At 45.2% G+C, this 17,471-nt stretch carries 17 protein-coding genes; 9 read left to right on the forward strand and 8 right to left on the reverse strand.

The features are described 5' to 3' along the window. The first annotated feature begins 62 nt into the window (after positions 1–62). Genes KJ365_RS13005 through KJ365_RS13015 form a run of 3 tightly spaced genes read left to right on the forward strand, consistent with a single transcriptional unit; the run spans position 63 to position 3,936 of the window. Positions 63–1,748, forward strand: coding sequence for a methyl-accepting chemotaxis protein (locus KJ365_RS13005; protein ID WP_214452096.1), 1,686 nt, complete (start codon positions 63–65; stop codon positions 1,746–1,748). Between the two features lie 20 nt (positions 1,749–1,768). Next, on the forward strand, positions 1,769–2,674 hold the full coding sequence (locus KJ365_RS13010; RefSeq protein WP_214452097.1) for a type IV pili methyl-accepting chemotaxis transducer N-terminal domain-containing protein: 906 nt from the start codon (positions 1,769–1,771) through the stop codon (positions 2,672–2,674). 20 nt (positions 2,675–2,694) lie between these two features. Continuing rightward, a complete protein-coding gene (locus KJ365_RS13015; protein ID WP_214452098.1) occupies positions 2,695–3,936 on the forward strand; it encodes an alginate export family protein in 1,242 nt (413 codons plus the stop codon). A gap of 54 nt (positions 3,937–3,990) precedes the next feature. On the opposite strand, the gene recG is transcribed toward KJ365_RS13015, so the two are convergent. Continuing rightward, positions 3,991–6,066: an ATP-dependent DNA helicase RecG gene (recG, locus tag KJ365_RS13020; protein ID WP_214452099.1), complete on the reverse strand. Its 2,076-nt coding sequence runs from the start codon at positions 6,064–6,066 to the stop codon at positions 3,991–3,993. A gap of 264 nt (positions 6,067–6,330) precedes the next feature. Here recG and KJ365_RS13025 point away from each other — a divergent pair, with 264 nt between their 5' ends. Continuing rightward, positions 6,331–6,630 carry a hypothetical protein gene (locus KJ365_RS13025; RefSeq protein ID WP_214452100.1) on the forward strand — a complete coding sequence of 100 codons (300 nt, stop codon included), beginning with the start codon at positions 6,331–6,333 and terminating at the stop codon, positions 6,628–6,630. A 118-nt stretch (positions 6,631–6,748) separates the two neighbouring features. On the opposite strand, the gene KJ365_RS13030 is transcribed toward KJ365_RS13025, so the two are convergent. From KJ365_RS13030 to gmk, 6 genes are all read right to left on the reverse strand, one after another. Continuing rightward, positions 6,749–7,387, reverse strand: coding sequence for a peroxiredoxin-like family protein (locus tag KJ365_RS13030; RefSeq protein ID WP_214452101.1), 639 nt, complete (start codon positions 7,385–7,387; stop codon positions 6,749–6,751). Positions 7,388–7,464: 77 nt separating this feature from the next. Then, positions 7,465–8,151 carry a tRNA (guanosine(18)-2'-O)-methyltransferase TrmH gene (trmH, locus tag KJ365_RS13035; RefSeq protein WP_214452102.1) on the reverse strand — a complete coding sequence of 229 codons (687 nt, stop codon included), beginning with the start codon at positions 8,149–8,151 and terminating at the stop codon, positions 7,465–7,467. 36 nt (positions 8,152–8,187) lie between these two features. Further along, complete coding sequence (ridA, locus tag KJ365_RS13040; protein ID WP_214452103.1) at positions 8,188–8,574, reverse strand: deaminase RidA; 387 nt, start codon at positions 8,572–8,574, stop codon at positions 8,188–8,190. 22 nt (positions 8,575–8,596) lie between these two features. Next, positions 8,597–10,708 carry a bifunctional GTP diphosphokinase/guanosine-3',5'-bis pyrophosphate 3'-pyrophosphohydrolase gene (gene spoT, locus KJ365_RS13045; protein ID WP_214452104.1) on the reverse strand — a complete coding sequence of 704 codons (2,112 nt, stop codon included), beginning with the start codon at positions 10,706–10,708 and terminating at the stop codon, positions 8,597–8,599. Between the two features lie 164 nt (positions 10,709–10,872). Beyond that, complete coding sequence (gene rpoZ / locus KJ365_RS13050) at positions 10,873–11,145, reverse strand: DNA-directed RNA polymerase subunit omega (RefSeq protein ID WP_214452105.1); 273 nt, start codon at positions 11,143–11,145, stop codon at positions 10,873–10,875. 144 nt (positions 11,146–11,289) lie between these two features. Further along, positions 11,290–11,928: a guanylate kinase gene (gmk, locus tag KJ365_RS13055; protein WP_214452106.1), complete on the reverse strand. Its 639-nt coding sequence runs from the start codon at positions 11,926–11,928 to the stop codon at positions 11,290–11,292. A 236-nt stretch (positions 11,929–12,164) separates the two neighbouring features. Here gmk and KJ365_RS13060 point away from each other — a divergent pair, with 236 nt between their 5' ends. The 5 genes from KJ365_RS13060 (at position 12,165) to KJ365_RS13080 (ending at position 16,889) form a co-directional block, all read left to right on the forward strand. Further along, positions 12,165–12,836, forward strand: coding sequence for an alpha/beta hydrolase (locus KJ365_RS13060; RefSeq protein ID WP_214452107.1), 672 nt, complete (start codon positions 12,165–12,167; stop codon positions 12,834–12,836). Positions 12,837–12,928: 92 nt separating this feature from the next. Beyond that, a complete protein-coding gene (gene hemC / locus KJ365_RS13065) occupies positions 12,929–13,861 on the forward strand; it encodes a hydroxymethylbilane synthase (protein WP_214452108.1) in 933 nt (310 codons plus the stop codon). 10 nt (positions 13,862–13,871) lie between these two features. Then, entirely contained in the window at positions 13,872–14,579 is a 708-nt protein-coding gene (locus tag KJ365_RS13070; RefSeq protein WP_214452109.1) for a uroporphyrinogen-III synthase, read from the forward strand. A gap of 13 nt (positions 14,580–14,592) precedes the next feature. Then, positions 14,593–15,732 (forward strand): uroporphyrinogen-III C-methyltransferase, encoded by a 1,140-nt coding sequence (locus KJ365_RS13075; RefSeq protein WP_214452110.1) that lies wholly within the window; start codon positions 14,593–14,595, stop codon positions 15,730–15,732. Next, on the forward strand, positions 15,729–16,889 hold the full coding sequence (locus KJ365_RS13080; protein ID WP_214452111.1) for a heme biosynthesis HemY N-terminal domain-containing protein: 1,161 nt from the start codon (positions 15,729–15,731) through the stop codon (positions 16,887–16,889). The genes KJ365_RS13075 and KJ365_RS13080 overlap by 4 nt, the downstream gene beginning before the upstream one ends. On the opposite strand, the gene KJ365_RS13085 is transcribed toward KJ365_RS13080, so the two are convergent. After that, positions 16,886–17,440, reverse strand: a complete 555-nt coding sequence (locus KJ365_RS13085) for a helix-turn-helix domain-containing protein (protein ID WP_214452112.1) — start codon at positions 17,438–17,440, stop codon at positions 16,886–16,888. The two genes, KJ365_RS13080 and KJ365_RS13085, sit on opposite strands and share 4 nt — an antisense overlap. Between the last annotated feature and the right edge of the window lie 31 nt (positions 17,441–17,471).

Consider the following 17,471-nt stretch of genomic DNA (forward strand, 5'->3'; position numbering starts at 1 on the left):
CGATAATCTTGTGACAGAGGAGACATTTGTGTCTCGATTGTTTTTTAGCTTAGGATCACATCATGAAGGTCAAGCAAAAACTTATTAGCATTGCTGTGCTAGTGAGCGGGTCACTCGCTGCCCTGAGCATTGTGTTCTTCGCATTAAACGCAGCGGTATCTAATAATCTTTCCGAAGCGACAAATCTATCCAATAGAGCGGTAGCCTCTTCAGGCAACACTGAGGCTTCACTCAGGCAAAGTCAACAAGAGCTCGATACGTTAGCAAACAGGCTATCTGATGCAACCGCGCCGTTAGAACAAAATAAACAACGCTTAGCCATTCTAGAACGTAAATCCGCTTCATTTGTTGTACGAATGGATGAATTAAAAGCATTGTTAGAAGAGTCTTTAGAAGAGCTAGAGCCCAACGGCGAAGGTACGTTCATTATTGAAGACGCTATTTTTGAATTGGAAGATATTCAATCACAAATGCAGCGCGACCTTACAGCCAATATACAAACCACCGGCAGCGCGAATAGCGATGTTGCCAACACTGTCATTGAAAAATCACGGCTGTTTTTGGCACTTAATGCTCGTTTTACTTCAGCATTTGATGAGCTGGTTGCGGTAAACGCAGATAATGTTCAGAACAATGCGCGAGCCATTGAGACAATCGGCTTAGCCGCAGCAAAGCAAACTCGAAATAGCTTTATTCTTTCTGCGGCAATCATGGTCATTACTGCAGTAATAATAGGTGCCATCGTTTATATCATCCTATTAGTTACGCGCCCCCTCCAAAGCATAGTCAGCGACATTGAGAAAGTATCAAGTGGCGATTTTACTACGCGCTTCAAGGTTAACAAAAAAGACGAATTTGGCACGGTTGCCTATGCCATGAACAAGATGGTCGCTACCACAAAAGCACTTATTGAAGACATTGCTAATGAATCACAGTCGCTAACCAAAACGGCCAGTGATATGGAACAAAATAGCATTGCAACCACAAATGCCATATTGAGTGAACAAAACGACATTCAAGAAGTGGTGGCTGCCACAGGGCAAATGCTCTCTACCGTGCAGTCAGTGGCAAAAGCGTCTAGCGAAACGCTTGCATCGTCAAAAGAGTCTGGCGAAGCTGCTCAAGCAGGTATCACTATCGTTCAAAGCAATATTGAAAAAGTAAATGAACTCGCCGCTGAGTTTAATCGTGCGACGGATGTAGTTATGCGCGTCGAACAACATGCTGTTGAAATTGATAGCATTTTAGGTGTTATTAAAGACATCACCGAACAAACCAATCTTTTGGCGTTAAACGCCGCTATCGAGGCAGCTCGAGCTGGTGAGCAAGGTCGTGGATTTGCAGTAGTGGCTGATGAAGTACGTCAATTAGCGCTGCGCACGCAATCAAGCACCACGGAGATCACCGAGATCATCGCGAGGCTTCATGAGTCATCTCAAAATGCCGTATCGCTCATGAAAAGCAGTGAGCACGGCGTTAGCGACACCACTGTAGAGGCACAAAAAGTGAAAGATGTATTCAACGCGATTATGCAAAAAATTGATGACATTCAAAGCAGAATTGAAATGGTGGCATCTGCAAGCAACCAGCAAAGTGCTGTCTCAAGTATTGTACAAAACAAAATGCAGAAAATTGAACAAGAAACCGAAAAAGTGAAAGAGATGGCTGAACAAGTTGTAACGCAAAGCTCCTCTTTGAGAAGCGTGAGCAAAAATATTGCCTCACATTTAGATCAATTTATCATTTAATACAATTAAGAGACGCTATCATGAAACTCACCGTTACAAAGTCTATAACCAGAACGTTTACCATCTGCTGCTTATTTTTAACCCTTATTTTTGTGCCTAATAGCACAGTGTTTGCGCAAACTGCTGAAGAGCTAGGCACTGTCATCAACCTGTCAGGCAAACAACGCATGCTTACGCAGAAGATGAGCAAAGAAATTATGCTCATCGCTCTAGATGTCGACAAGGCACAAAACCTTAAAAACTTAGAGGCCACATCAACGCTTTTTGACAAAACATTAAAAGGCCTTCGTAACGGTGATGCTGATTTAAATCTGCCTGCCACTGAATCAAGCCGCATATCACGTCAGTTGGATCGCGTGGATGATTTATGGGCAACCTTTTATCCAACTGTGCAGGCTATCATTGCCAATGGAACTGTTATGCCCGAGCAAATTTCACTTATGGCTGAACAAAATGGTCCTCTGCTAGCACAAATGAATAAAGTGGTCGGTGCATACGAAAAAGAGGCCGAAAGAGGTGGCTTGCAAGCCGCACCTGGCTTGGCAGCAACCATAAACTTATCAGGCAAACAGCGCATGTTGACCCAAAAAATGAGTAAAGAGTTTTTACTCGTCGCAAACGGTCATGACGTCGCAAACAACCGCTTAAACCTTCTTGAAACGTTTTCGTTGTTTGAAAGAACACTTACTGGCTTGAAGCTAGGCGACGATACGTTAGGTCTCCCTCCCACTACCGACGCTGATATTCTGGCACAGCTAAACACCGTCAGCGATTTATGGGCACAAGCAAAACCTATATTTGAAGCATCGTCAGCAGCCGATAGCTCAATTGATGCAGATCAGATTGCCTCGGTGGCGCAAATTAACATACCGCTTCTCAAAGAGATGAATAAAGCGGTTGGCATGTACGAAAAGCTTGCTAAATAAACCGCATTAGGAAATTGAATATGAATCACTCAACTCAACACAATTACGCTGGTAAAACATCTAAGCTAGCATCATTAACAGTTGCAGTCGCATTGGCATTTACCGTTACACCTTTTGCTAATGCAAAGAGCGACACGGTTTATGAGGCTATAAGTTCTGGCAAAGCTTTTGCCGATCTTAGACTACGGTACGAGGGCGTTTCTCAAGATAATCCTCTTCAAGATGCTGACGCACTTACCTTTCGCACACGTTTAGGATATACCTCTGGCTCATTAGATGGTTTTTCTTTTACCGTAGAGCTAGAAGATAATCGTATTGCACTTGGCCAGGGTGATTACACCGTAGGCCCCACAGGATATAATCTAGGCATCTATTCGGTAGTAGCCGATCCAGAGTTTACCGAACTCGACCAAGGTTTTATTCAATACAAAAAAGACGGGTTCACCGCAAAAGTCGGTAGACAGGTCATCGCATTAGACAATCATCGCTTTATCGGGCATGTTGGATGGCGACAAGACCGCCAAACCTTTGATGCAGCTACCATAATGTATGCGCCATCTGAAGATTGGAAGGTGCATTACAGCTACATTAATCAGCGTAACCGTATTTTCGGTGAAGCTGCTGATCTAGATTCTAAAGACCATCTTCTAAACGCTTCGCTTAACACAGAGTACGGCACACTGGTCGCCTATAGCTATTTGCTTGAGGTGGATAATGAATCCAACAATGCACTAGATACCTATGGCTTTAGCTTTAAAGGCAAAAAGAGTGTAAGTGGTACACCGCTAATTTATGCATTTGAATATGCCACTCAATCTGCACAAGCAGGCAGCGCAGACTTTGACGCTGACTACTTGTTCGCGCAGATTGGCACTACTGTTTCGGGCGTCACCGCCCAAATTGGTTATGAAGTTTTGGGCTCCGATGAAGGTAACTATGGTTTCGCAACGCCACTTTCAACATTGCATGCCTTTAATGGTTGGAGCGATCAGTTTTTAGGCACGCCAGCCCAAGGCTTGGTCGATACGACTTTTCGCCTATCAGGCAGCGTTGGCAAAGCTAAATGGTTGGTTGTCTACCACAACTTTGAGGCCGATGAATCAAGCGCGACTGTTGATGATCTCGGTAACGAAATCAATCTTCAATACGTCAGGCCCATCGCCGAAAAATATACCTTGGGTGTTAAATATGCAGATTATTCTGGCGAGGACGCGCGAGTAGATGCTGATAAACTCTGGATTTGGCTAAGTACCAAGTTCTAATGTGTGTGGTGATGAGCGGCTTGTATTTTCATCGCTAGCCGCTCTTTTTTACCCTTAGGCGTTACTATAATCATCCCGATAGGGCAACCATCGGTTAATCAAGTGCAGGGCATTTGTATTGTGAGATTGCCAAACATGTTCTGCCATGGTCTTTATCTCTTCTACTAAATACGCATCGCGCACTAAATTTGCAATTTTTAAATCTGCCACCCCAGTTTGCTTAGTCCCTAATAGCTCTCCTGGACCCCGTATTTCAAGGTCTTTTTCAGCAATTAAAAAGCCGTCGTTGGATTCTCGAAGCACGCTTAAGCGCTGACTCGCCGTTTTAGACAGCGGATTTTGATACATCAATACACAATGACTGACCACCGACCCACGCCCTACTCGCCCTCTCAATTGATGCAGTTGAGCAAGGCCTAAGCGCTCTGGGTTTTCAATAATCATTAAACTCGCATTAGGCACGTCTACGCCTACTTCAATCACCGTTGTCGCAACTAATACATCCAGCTTATTGGCTTTAAACTCATCCATTATTGATTGTTTTTCGACAGGCTTTAAGCGCCCATGCACCAAGCCTACTTTCAGCTCCGGCAGCGCGGTTCGAAGCCCTACCGCGGTATCCTCTGCGGCTTGGCATTGCAATACGTCAGACTCTTCAATTAATGTACAAACCCAATATATTTGCCGCTTATCAACTAGAGCAGACTGGCGCACGCGGTCAATGACTTCACTACGACGTGTGTCGGGTAACACAACGGTTTTAACGGGCGTTCGTCCCGGTGGTAATTCATCGATAATGCTGGTGTCTAAATCCGCATAGGCGGTCATTGCAAGGGTGCGCGGAATGGGGGTTGCAGTCATTATTAGCTGATGCGGATATTTACCCTGTTGTTCGCCCTTTTTACGAAGCGCTAAGCGTTGATGTACGCCAAAGCGATGCTGCTCATCTACAATCACTAGCGCCAAATTGCGATATTCTACGGCGTCTTGAAAAATTGCGTGGGTGCCCACGAGCATTTGAATCTCACCGCTGGCCAATTGCGCAAAGGTTTCATTCCTGACTTTGCCTTTGAGCTTGCCTGCTAGCCACCCCACTTTGATATTCAGCGGCGTTAACCAATCTGCAAAGTTTTTGGCATGTTGTTCTGCAAGTAGCTCTGTAGGTGCCATTAAGGCGACTTGATAACCAGAGCCTATTACCGATAACGCACCGAGCGCCGCTACGAGCGTTTTCCCTGAGCCTACGTCGCCCTGAACTAGACGCATCATGGGCATACCCGATGCTAAGTTGCCTTCAATCTCATTGACCACGCGATTTTGTGCGCCGGTGGGCGAAAACGGCAATGTGCTTAAAAATCGCTGTTTAAGGGATGCGTCTGGATGCACCGCGTAGCCTGGGTCGGCTTTGGCCTGTGCGCGAACCTTTAACATGCTTAGATGATGCGCCAGCAATTCCTCAATCACCAAGCGTTTTTGCGCAGGATGCTGACCTTCAGCTAGCTGCTCCATGTCTACCTCAGCCGGAGGTCGATGCACCAAGTGCAATGCTTCGGTCAAACTCACTTGTTCGGGATAGAGGTTGTTTGGCAAATAATCAACCAAAGCCCCCTTGTCTAACTGGGCTAAGGCTTGAGTAGTAAGATTGCGCAAGGTAAGTTGATGCACACCTTCCGTTGTAGGGTAAATAGGAGTCAGCGTAGTTTCTAAACCTTCAGCCCCTACATCTTGAATTACCTTGTATTCAGGATGCGCCATCTCCATGCCGGTTTGCCCCGCTCTCACCTCTCCAAAGGCGCGAATAGTGGCACCGGTAGTAAAGCCTTTAAGTTGAGCGGCTGAGAAATGAAAGAAACGCAGCTGTATGGTACCGGTCTCATCATGAATTTTAACAATTAACATGCGCTTGCGACCGTACTTAATGTCGGCACTAACTACTTCACCCTGCACTGTTACATGCAGGTGATTGTGCAATTGTGCAATGCTGTAGATGCGCGTGCGATCTTCATATCGTAACGGTAGATGAAATATTACGTCTTGTAGGGTGCGCAACCCCAATCGCTCGAGCTTTTCAGCAATTTTAGCACCTACGCCTTTAAGCGTAGTGACAGGTGTATCGGTTAATGATTGCATTGACTAGGCAAGTGATTTTCATGAATATCACTAGGTTAACAAACATTTACCGACCATACACCTGTTCTGTAGTGGTGCATGTAAAAGAAAATCTTTCGAAACGGCAAGTGGGCGTTCGGTGGTTTTAAGGTGATTTTGCTGCTGTTTTGCCATTTACACAAAAGCTTGCATAATACCGACCGATAACTATAACAATACACAGCAATTCAAAGCATCAGAGGAAGTGTTGTTCGTGTTACAACATTCATGACAAAAGGAGAGACCATGAGTAAGCTTATTTTAACCACCCAACAGCCCCCTGAATCGATGGCCGTGGTAGAGGTCTTTGACATGGTGCAATTTACCGGTACCGTTGAGATTTCAGAGCGAGCGGTAGTGGTAGGTTTGTATGAGCGCAAGCGCACCGAGTATCAAGATATTGTAGATGCCTTCAGCGCAAGTGCCCCCGCCGAGGCCAATGCTATTTTGGGAGTGCAAGTATCTACCTCGACCCAAGCATTTAAAGACGTAACCTATCTCTACATAACCTATATAGGTACGCCCGTGGTGCTTATGGCGCATTAGATAAATGCGAACACCTCAAAAAGAAAGCGCGCTAAAACATATCTCAATGTATTAGTGCGCTTTTTGCTTTTCTAAGATGATATTTTAACGCCCCCTAAGTGAGCGTTAACTTAGCGTTTTACTCGGCAGGCTTGACCAACTTTGCAGCACTTAATACCAATGCCGCCGACGGACGAGTACGAAAATCTGGATTAACGTAGTTAAACAACACCTTGCCTGACGTATCGGTAATAAAAATCGCTGGCGCTGGCATGACGCTGCGCTCAGTTTCATCGGAGGCTAGCTCTATTTCAAAGGTTTTGTAGCGATTCCGGGTTTCGTTTTCGACATAAAAACCGATGCCAAAGCTTTTAATAGCATTAAGGTCGGCGTCGGAAATCAATTGTGCGGCAAATTCTGTTTCGAGTTTCTGCGACTGCAATTTTTCAGGCGTTTCAGGGGAAATAGCCAAGATTTGATACCCCTCAGCTACAAGCTCCTGCTCAATATCTTTAAGCTCAGCCAACTGACGTGAACAATATGGGCACCAACCACCACGATAAAACACAATGACCGCCGGTTTTTGCATTAACAATGCAGGTAAGCTAACTGGCGAACCTTCCGCGGTTTGTACCATCACATTAGGCACATTCGCACCATTTAGAATAGGTGTGACGTTCTCTGCCTTGTCGGCAATCACGCTGCGATCAAGCGCTACACTTTGAAATGAAAGTAAGGTGACAAAAACCGCGACGATAGTTAAAAAGCTGTATTTCATATAAATTCCTGGAGGTAAGTAGTATGTCTCGACATACTAGACCCGCAGCACCGTAAAGTTCTTTCAAATAACTAAATTTATTTTTTGTCTGAATATTGCAACGCTTGCCACCATTGCTCTGGTGCATCGATACAGCCGTTTTCATCAATACGCGGGAAGGGTAAATTGCGCCTGACACATTCTTTAAACAACACGGGGAAACCGCCCTCAAATAATACACCTTGAGCTTCAGCGTCATCGATGGTGCGGTTGTTGTACATGCCTGCCAATTCTCGCTGTCTTTGCGCTTCATACAAAATAATGCCTGCAGCTACCGAAACATTTAACGACTGCACCATGCCCACCATGGGGATTAAAATACTCTGGTCGGCAATGTCTACTGCTTCATCCGTTGCGCCCGTCTTTTCCTGACCCAAAATAATTGCGGTAGGTTTTGTGTAGTCAATCTCTCTAAAGTCCACAGCACTGTCATCAAGGTGGGTGACCAACACTTGCATGTCTTGCTGCTTTAAATGACTCACCGCGTCATGCACTGTTTCGTGGTGTTGGGTTTTCACCCAGATTTGACTGCCTAACGATGTGCCTTTGCGTAAGGATGTATGCTCTTCCCATACCGCGTGAATGTCGTGTACACCCACTGCATCCGCACTGCGTATCACAGCGCTCACATTATGAGGCTTGTGGACCTCTTCTAGGAGCAAGGTAAGGTCGGTTTGGCGCTTTGCTAATACTGATTGTATTTTTTGGTAGCGCTCTGAGGTCATGCATTGTTGCATAGGATTTAAGTCCAGAGTAAGTGCTTACTCCGGTAATACCATTACTGCATCAATCTCAATCTGCGAACCTTTCGGCAAGGCACTCACTTGCACTGCCGCGCGAGCAGGATAGGGCTGCGTAAAATAACGCGCCATCACTTCGTTTACTTTAGCGAATTCGCCTAAATCAGTAAGAAATATATTCACTTTCACTAAATTCGACATGCTACCACCAGCGGCCGCAACTACCGCCGACAAATTTTCAAACACCTGCACCGCTTGCGCCTCAAACTCTTGAGACACCATTTCCATGGTTTGTGGAACCAAAGGGATCTGACCAGATAAATAGACGGTATTGCCAGCTTTAACAGCTTGACTATAAGTGCCAATGGCCTCTGGGGCATTAGCTGTTTGAATCACTGATTTAGACATAATTTTCCTTAAATTCTCAACGTCACTTTGGTTTGTACTGACTGTGCCGAGAGATATTTTGTAGCTCGGGTAAAGCGCGTATCTTACGCATGATATTCGCTAAGTGCACTCTGTTTTGCGTGGTAAGCTCTACATCAATCACATAATGATTATCTTCACGGTCTTCGGTTTGCAGATGAATAATACTAGAGTTGCAGCTAGCAATAGCAGCAGTCAGCGCAGCCAAAGTACCTTGGCGGTTTAATAACTCAATGCGGATGGCCGCTTTAAAGTCACCTTGCGGGTCATCATCCCAGAGCATAGGGAGAACTCGGTTAGGCTCCTCACGGCTGAGTTTACGAATGTTGGTGCAACCTGTTTGATGGATAACCACCCCGCGACCTGGACTCAAGATGGCAACAATTTCATCGTCAGGGATGGGATGACAACAGCGCGAGAAGTGGACCATTAAGCCTTCTGTTCCGCGAATAGCGACTTTGCTTTTCTTTTCGGGGATCTCGGTATTTTCGCCCACTAATCTGCGCGCAATCATCGCACTGATTTCGTTCCCCATGCCAATATTCGACAACAGCTCTTCAAAGCTTTGATATTTTGTCTCAGCCACCACTCGGGCAATATCTTCCTCAGGTATTTCATCTAGCTTTATAGTGCCTAGCGCGTGGCGCAAGAGTCGGTTACCCATATTGGTTGCATCGTTGGCGTGCTGGCGCTTTAAGAAATGACGGATGTTAGAGCGCGCCCTTGCGCTGACAACAAAATTAAGCCAGTTAGCATTAGGTTTGGCTCTCGGTGAGGTAATCACCTCCACGCTATGACCATTTTCTAAGGGCTTATTCAAAGGATAGTTACGATGTTCTACTCTTGCTCCAACGCAAGTATTCCCAACGTCTGAGTGCACTGCATAGGCAAAGTCTACCGCTGTCGCGCCCATGGGTAACTCGATGATTTTGCCCTTGGGCGTGAACACATAAATCTCGTCAGGGAAAAGATCGGATTTTACCGTTTCGATAAATTCTACCGACGTAGAAGCGCTTTGTTGTAGCTCCATCAAAGACTGCATCCACTGATTGGCTCGCAGCTGCGCCGTTGTGCTTTTGTCATCGGCCTTTTTATAAAGCCAATGTGCGGCGACACCTTTGTCGGCCATATGATCCATCTCTTCAGTGCGAATTTGCACTTCTACGGGTATTCCATGCGGCCCTTTGAGCGAGGTGTGTAGTGATTGATAGCCGTTAGTACGAGGGATCGCAATGTAATCTTTAAAGCGATTTTCAATCGGCTTGTAAAGACCATGAATCGCGCCAAGTACGCGATAGCAATTATCCACAGTATCAACAATGATGCGAAAACCGTAGATATCCATCACTTCGGTAAACGACAATTCTTTGTTTTTCATTTTACGATAGATGGAGTACAGATGTTTTTCGCGGCCCACTACACGCCCTTTTATGGCATATTGTGTCAGCGTGTACTCAAGCTCTTCTCGTGTTTTTTCGATCACTTCTTTGCGATTACCTCTGGCTTGGGTAACCGCTGAGCGCAACGCTCGGTGACGCATTGGGTACATAGCCTGAAAGCCTAGGTTTTCAAGCTCGTTTTTTATGTCGTGTATACCCAGTCGATGGGCCATAGGCGAATAGATTTCGAGGGTTTCAAGAGCAATACGGCGGCGCTTTTCAGGTCTTAACGAGCCTAAAGTACGCATGTTATGTGTTCGATCTGCAAGCTTAATGAGTATGACACGGATATCTTGTACCATCGCCATCAGCATTTTTCTAAAGTTCTCTGCTTGCGCTTCTTGTTTGCTGCCGAATTTGAGTTTATCTAACTTACTCACCCCTTCAACTAACTCGGCAACGGTATCGCCAAAAGCAAGGGATAAGTCTTCTTTAGAATATTCCGTATCTTCAATCACATCGTGAAGCAAGGCAGCCATGAGTGTTTCATGGTCAAGGCGCATATCGGCTAAAATGCCGGTAACCGCCACAGGATGTGTAATGTACGGGTCACCACTTGAGCGCGTTTGTCCTTCGTGTGCATCGCGGGCAAGCACATATGCCGCTTGAATCAGGTCAACCTGTTCTGCGGGCAAATATGCACTAACCTTTGTTTTTAAACCTTCAAATAAATACACAACGTCTTTAGACTAAATACTCTATGTGCCTAAGAATACGATTATTTTTACAACATGCAAACGCAAAAACGCCGATTTTCATCGGCGTTTGTACAAATATGTGTGCTTAAGGCTATTTTTGATACTTTTGGTCGCTCATTTGACCGAAAAGTCAGCTTAATAAACTAGCTGTTAGACAAAATGCTCGCAACAGATGCAAATTCAGCAGCTTCTTGCTCGCGCTGATCTTGAAGTTCAGTAGCGTCAACAGTTTCAGCGGTTACTAAGCCTTCTTCGATTTCGCGTAATGCTACAACGGTAGGCTTGTCATTGCCCATCTCTACTAATGGATCTTTACCTTCAGTGGCGATTTGACGCGCACGACGCGCCGCAACTAACACTAAATCAAATCGGTTGCCGATCTTGTCTACTGCGTCTTCAACTGTTACACGTGCCATGAGTGCTCCGTAATAAATAGGGTTCTTCGAAAATTGGTCGCGAAGTATACTGTAAATTTATGGTATAGCCTAGTACAAATATGCCGATTTGCACGCATTTACCCTAGCAAAGATGAATTAAACATCACAATTTAGCTAGCTAACTTACTTTATTAAGCTGTTTAACAAACTTTGATGGCAAATTTTCTGTTTTGTCATGCTCAAGGCATGGCTATTCACAATGCTGACCAAATCGGTGAGCGCCTGTTCGAAATCGTCATTCACAATCAGATAATCAAATTCATCGTAGTGAGACATTTCAGATACCGCTTGCTCCATGCGCAGATTTATCACTTCGTCGCTATCTTTGCCTCTGCCAACTAAACGCTCCCGCAAAGCCTCAATTGAAGGAGGCAATACAAAAATACTGACTACCTCTGGATTGACTGCTTTGATTTGGCGAGCGCCTTGCCAATCGATATCGAGAAACACATCAATACCTTGCTGCAACTTATCGCTGATGGCTGCTTTTGACGTGCCATAATAGTTTTCAAATACTTTCGCATGCTCATAAAATGCATCGGCTTTAATCAACTGCTCAAAGGCTTCAATGTCGATAAAATGATAATGCGTACCGTCTTGTTCACCTTCACGAGGAGCACGCGTGGTATGTGATACCGATAGCTGTGCAGGATGATTAAGTCTTTTTGAATCAGTTAACCCCAATAATGCTGAGATTAAGCTAGACTTACCGGCACCTGAGGGAGCGGCAATAATATAAAGATTTCCTAAAGGTTGAACCATAAGCTGAAATTCACGCTATCTGTTAGTCTACAAATCGAAGCGTATGGTAGCATAATTGTAAGCGCTGTTGAGTAATGTATTGCTTCATGTTTATGAGGAGATGTTATGAAAAACACCACTTTTTCAAGTAACCATAAACATGCCGACGCTAGGTTTTACTTGTTTTTATATCATGCGGTGTCTCGCAACCGGGCACCCCAATCAAGCTTAATTTATTAAAAGGTTAAACACATATTATGAGCCAAGCGCAGTTAGAAGGTGTGATCCAAGAAGCACCGGCAGAACACAAAGCGACAATCATTTGGTTACATGGGTTAGGAGATTCAGGAAATGGGTTTGCGCCTATCGCCCCAGAGCTCAAGCTTCCCGACTCGTTAGGCGTGAAATTTATTTTCCCGCATGCGCCTATTCGCCCTGTGACCATTAACAATGGTATGGAAATGCGCGCATGGTATGACATAAAATCGATGGATATGGAAAGTCGTGCAGACGTAGATGGCGTCAAAGAGTCCGCCGCAGCGGTATCGCAACTGATTGAAGCGGAGATTGCAGCGGGTATACCGGCCAATAAAATCATGCTGATAGGCTTTTCGCAAGGCGGAGTGATAGCCCTGCACCTAGGCACACGCTTTAATAAGCCGCTGGGCGGAATTGTTGCTTTGTCGACCTACATGAGCGCCGCACATACATTGGCAGATGAAAAAAGCAGCGCCAACCAAGACACGCCAATACTTTGTTGTCATGGTCAACAAGACGAAGTTGTGCCCTTATTTTTAGGTAGAAGTGCGTATCAAACCTTGATTGAAAACGACTATCAAGTGCAGTGGAAAGAGTACATCATGCAGCACAATGTATGTTTGCCAGAAATTAAAGACATTTCAAAATTTATACAAGCGCACCTTGCGTAAAATATTAATCGTCACAGCGGTTTAAATAAGGGTTAACCTCTGTGACGCTTTTCGTTATCATCCCGTCATAATTTCTTAAGCATGGACGACTCATGTCAAATTCTTCACGTGTGATCAGAATCGCCACACGTAAAAGTGCCCTTGCAATGTGGCAAGCAAACTACGTAAAAGACAAGTTAGAGCACTATCACCCGCATATCACTGTGCAACTACTGCCTATGTCAACGCAAGGGGATAGGATTCTTGACACACCTTTGGCAAAAATTGGCGGTAAAGGGCTGTTTATCAAAGAGTTAGAAATCGCTATGCAAAAAGGCGAGGCTGACCTTGCAGTGCATTCGATGAAAGATGTACCCGTGCATTTTCCTGAAGAATTTGGCCTACATGCCATTTGCCCGCGAGAAAATCCTTATGATGCGTTTGTATCAAATACTTACGCGTCTCTGTCAGACCTCCCTCAGGGCGCAGTCGTCGGCACTTCTAGCTTACGCAGACAGTCACAAATACGCGCAATGCGCCCTGATTTAGTGATAAAAGACCTTAGGGGCAACGTAAATACGCGTTTAGGCAAGCTAGATGCCGGTGAGTATGACGCAATTATACTGGCCGCTGCCGGATTGATTCGCCTGAACATGCATGCCCGTATAGTGGAGCAGATTGCACCTGAAATTTCACTTCCTGCAGTTGGGCAAGGCGCCGTAGGGATTGAGTGTCGTAACGACGACCATATGCTTATTGAACTGCTTGAAGCACTAAACGACCAAGAAACTGCTATCCGTGTGCGCGCTGAGCGTGCCATGAACGCCCGACTTGAAGGCGGATGTCAGGTCCCTATCGGTAGCTTTGCAGAACTCGATGGCGAGCAACTTACCCTGCGCGGCTTAGTTGCCACACCCGATGGGAAAACGATTTTACGAAGCCAGCAAAGCGGTGATTTCGATCAACCCGAAGCAATTGGTATCGCTGTGGCACAAGAACTTATCGCCCAAGGCGCGGCAGATATTCTGCGCGCATTGCACGAGTAAGCGACTACTTATGTTTTTGGTGACTCGTCCACAGCCAAAAGCGCAACAAACCGTTGATGCATTAGCCCTTGAAGGCTTTGCCGCGATTGCTATGCCGATGATACAAGTGGTGTCAATTCCCTGCCACGCGCCTAGGCAGCACTACGACATAGTGCTGTTGACGAGCACTTATACCCAAGAATGGATCACGCAGCATGCAGCAACACTGATAACTGCAAAAACCCAGGTCATTTGCGTAGGTAAAAGCTCTGCGGATATGTTGTTGAGGGTTGTCGAAGGTATCCATGATGACCATTTACACATCGCTCATCCAGAAAATTCTGAGGGTATGTTAGCCATTGCGCTTAGCATCTGTAAGGCAAATCAGCGTGTAGCTCTCGTAAAAGGCCTACATGGTCGAAATATAATTGCACCGACGTTAAAAGAAAATGGGCTTGATGTAGATATTTATAATGTGTATCAACGTGTTGGGCAAAGTAACCCTAATTTTATTAAGGATATTGAGCATCAATTAATTAAGTGTATTATTGTTACAAGTATTGATATTGTGAACGAAGTGCTTAGCACCTTTGACCACGAATGGCTAAAGCAGCGCAGTTGGATGGCAGCAAGCCAGAGAATATATGACTACTTAGTTGAACGAGGGATGCAAGATGTTCAGCTAGCAAAGGGCGCATCAAGCGAGGCCATCGTGTTATGTGCACAAAAATTTTATTAAGCAGGAGTCTGGGATGACAGACGAAAATACGTCAAAATCGATGTCAGAAAAACCTAAAAGCGACCAAGTGGAAGACGCCGTGATCATAGATACACAAGCACAAACTCCAGCAAAGCCTGCTAAGACTGGCATTTTATGGTTTTTTACTGGGATTAACTTGCTACTAGTGCTTACCCTAGGCGCAGGTGCATATTGGTATTGGATGCAAACCCAGCAAATACAAAGTGAGCGAGAAAATGACCTCGTGCAACTTGAGTCAGTAGTTAATTCTCTGCAACGCTCACAAACTCAAACCCAAAACGATTTACAAGACAGCATTAACAATAACGCACAGTCACTTGAAAGCCTGCTTGCTCAGGTCGTGAACAACAGCGCCATAGACGAAGCCTTACAAAAGCAAATCGCCGAGTTATCTGGTCGCCGCCCTTCAGATTGGTTACTTGCTGAAGCAAATTACCTTGTCACCATGGCGGGGCGTAAATTGTATTTGGAGCAAGATGTACGCACCAGCGTAACGCTATTACAAGAAGCTGATGCTCGCTTACAAGATTTGGACGACCCTTCCTTGCTGCCTATTCGCGCACTGATTGCCACCGATATTCAAACCCTACAACAGATCAATCCGGTTTCTACTACGTCGCTCGCTTTAGCCATTACCGGCCTATTGCCACAGGTATCACAATTGCCCTTAGACAACTTGAAGCTACCCGAGCCGCAAGTTGAAGAGTCTCTGGAGTTAACAGATGATGTGGCAGACTGGCGCGATAATTTACGTAACGTTTGGCGCTCAATTGCAAAAGACTTCATTACCGTCACACCGGTCAATAAACCACTTGAGCCATATTTAGCAGAACGTCAACAGTGGCTAATTGAGCAACAATTAAAGCATGCGCTTACCCAAGCAAAAAGCGCGGCATTAGACGAGCAGTTCACCCTGTATCAGGGCTCATTGCAAGAGGCACTAGCCTTAGTGATAGAACATTACAAACTCGATGAAACCGCAGTAGAACAATTTATCAACGCTCTACAGCAATTACAAAACACCAGTTTTGAGCGCAAATACCCAGAGCAACTACAGGCGCAGCCGGCTCTACGAGATGCTATCGAGCGACGCCTAGAGCGCCAATTTAACAACCGGGATGATGTTTTATGATTAAGCTCATGATACTGCTGACCGTTGTCTTTTTAGCCTTATTTTTTGGGTATTACCTGATTGACCTGCCCGGCATGGTCATCGTCGCATTCCCCGAAACGGTTTATCAAATGAAAAGCAGCAGTGCGATTGTCATCGCTGTAGTCTTAACCTTCGTTATTTGGTTGAGTATCTACTTAATAAAGCGCGTGATAAACATGCTCTCGGGTTCTCGTAATTGGTTTGGCTCATTTTCACAACGCCAACAAAGACGGGCATTTCATAAGGCACTTAATGCCTATTTCACCGGTGAATATACACAAGCACTCACCTACGTTCAAAAAAGCTTTGGCGGTGAGTTTGCCGGCACAAACTATATGCTAGCTGCAGACATTGAAGAACGTCTGAATCATGGCAAAGATGTAGATACTTTACTGGGATATGCACAGTTAGAGTCCGATACTCGTGTTAGCGCGCTTATCAAACAGGCTCAGGTTGCACTTGAGCATGGCCAAGCCAACAAATGTTTATCGACCCTAGACGAGCTGTCTGCCAAAGAACAAAAACAAAAAGAAGTGGTGCAATTGCGCTTGCAAGCTTTGGGTAACCTGGGTAAATGGACTGAGGTTAAAGACCTTATTGCGGATAACAAACGTCTCATTGGTGAACAGTATTTGAGTTGGGCGCAGCAGGCTACTCACGGGGAGTTTGCAGCTATTGCATCAAAGCAAGGTGCAAACGCTTTGCGAGAAAAATGGGCCAACCTCTCGCGCTCGGCAAAAAGGGACATTTCTAACCAAATTTGTTATGTACAACTATTGCTCGAGCAAGGCCTTTCAAGTGAAGCCGAGCAAGTCTTGATTGAATTTGCCAAAAAACAACAACACCCAGCGTTCTGGGGGCTGTTTAAACAACTCAATCACACCTCACCGGCCAAAGCGATTCACTTTATTGAGCAAAAAATTAAGCAAACGCCTGATCAGGCCAATCTCTATTCTGTGCTGGCTCATTTAGCCTACAACAGTGGTGATTTTAGTTTAGCCGAACGCGCTATCAATAAGGCCATTGAGCTTGAAAAAACGAATGAAGATGTATTGCTACTCGCTGCGATTATGGAACAACAGCAATCTTATGAAAAAGCGAATCGCCTGTATCGTTCACTTGTGCACAAACACTAGACGACGTTGTTGCTCATTTCGTCAATGATCTGCGAAAATTCATGAAGCTCAAGAGGCTTATGAAGGACCTGCATTGAGTCTTGCAGACTCGCCAAGTTGCTTCCCTTTTCACAAAACACAATAATATTCGGCTCGTATTCACTGACTTTCTTTAATTGTGAAAATACCGCTTGTGGTCGTGCCGACGTAGATTCTGTATCTAAAATAATCAATGAGGGTCGCTTTGACGCAATTTCAAAACCCGCTTCAATACCACTGCTAAAACACGAAGTTTGATAATCAGCATCTCTTAAAATGCGGCGCGCGTGCTTACATAAATACACATCATTACTGACGACAACACAGTGTTCGTCTTCATCGTGCATCAATTCTTCTGGCACAGGCATACGATTTTGGGTGAGAAAGCTAACAAGTTGGGCCTCGCTCACACGATTGTTTCCGCGCCCTGGGAGTTTAAATGCTTTGAGTTTACCAGCCTCAATCCAGCGAATGACAGTACGGGAAGTGACATCACAAATTTGCGCAACTTCACCACTGGAAAATGACTTCATTAGCTACCTCTAACCTTTTAAATATCCACAG

The organism is Glaciecola sp. XM2 (genome assembly GCF_018595715.1).
Taxonomy (GTDB): domain Bacteria; phylum Pseudomonadota; class Gammaproteobacteria; order Enterobacterales; family Alteromonadaceae; genus Glaciecola.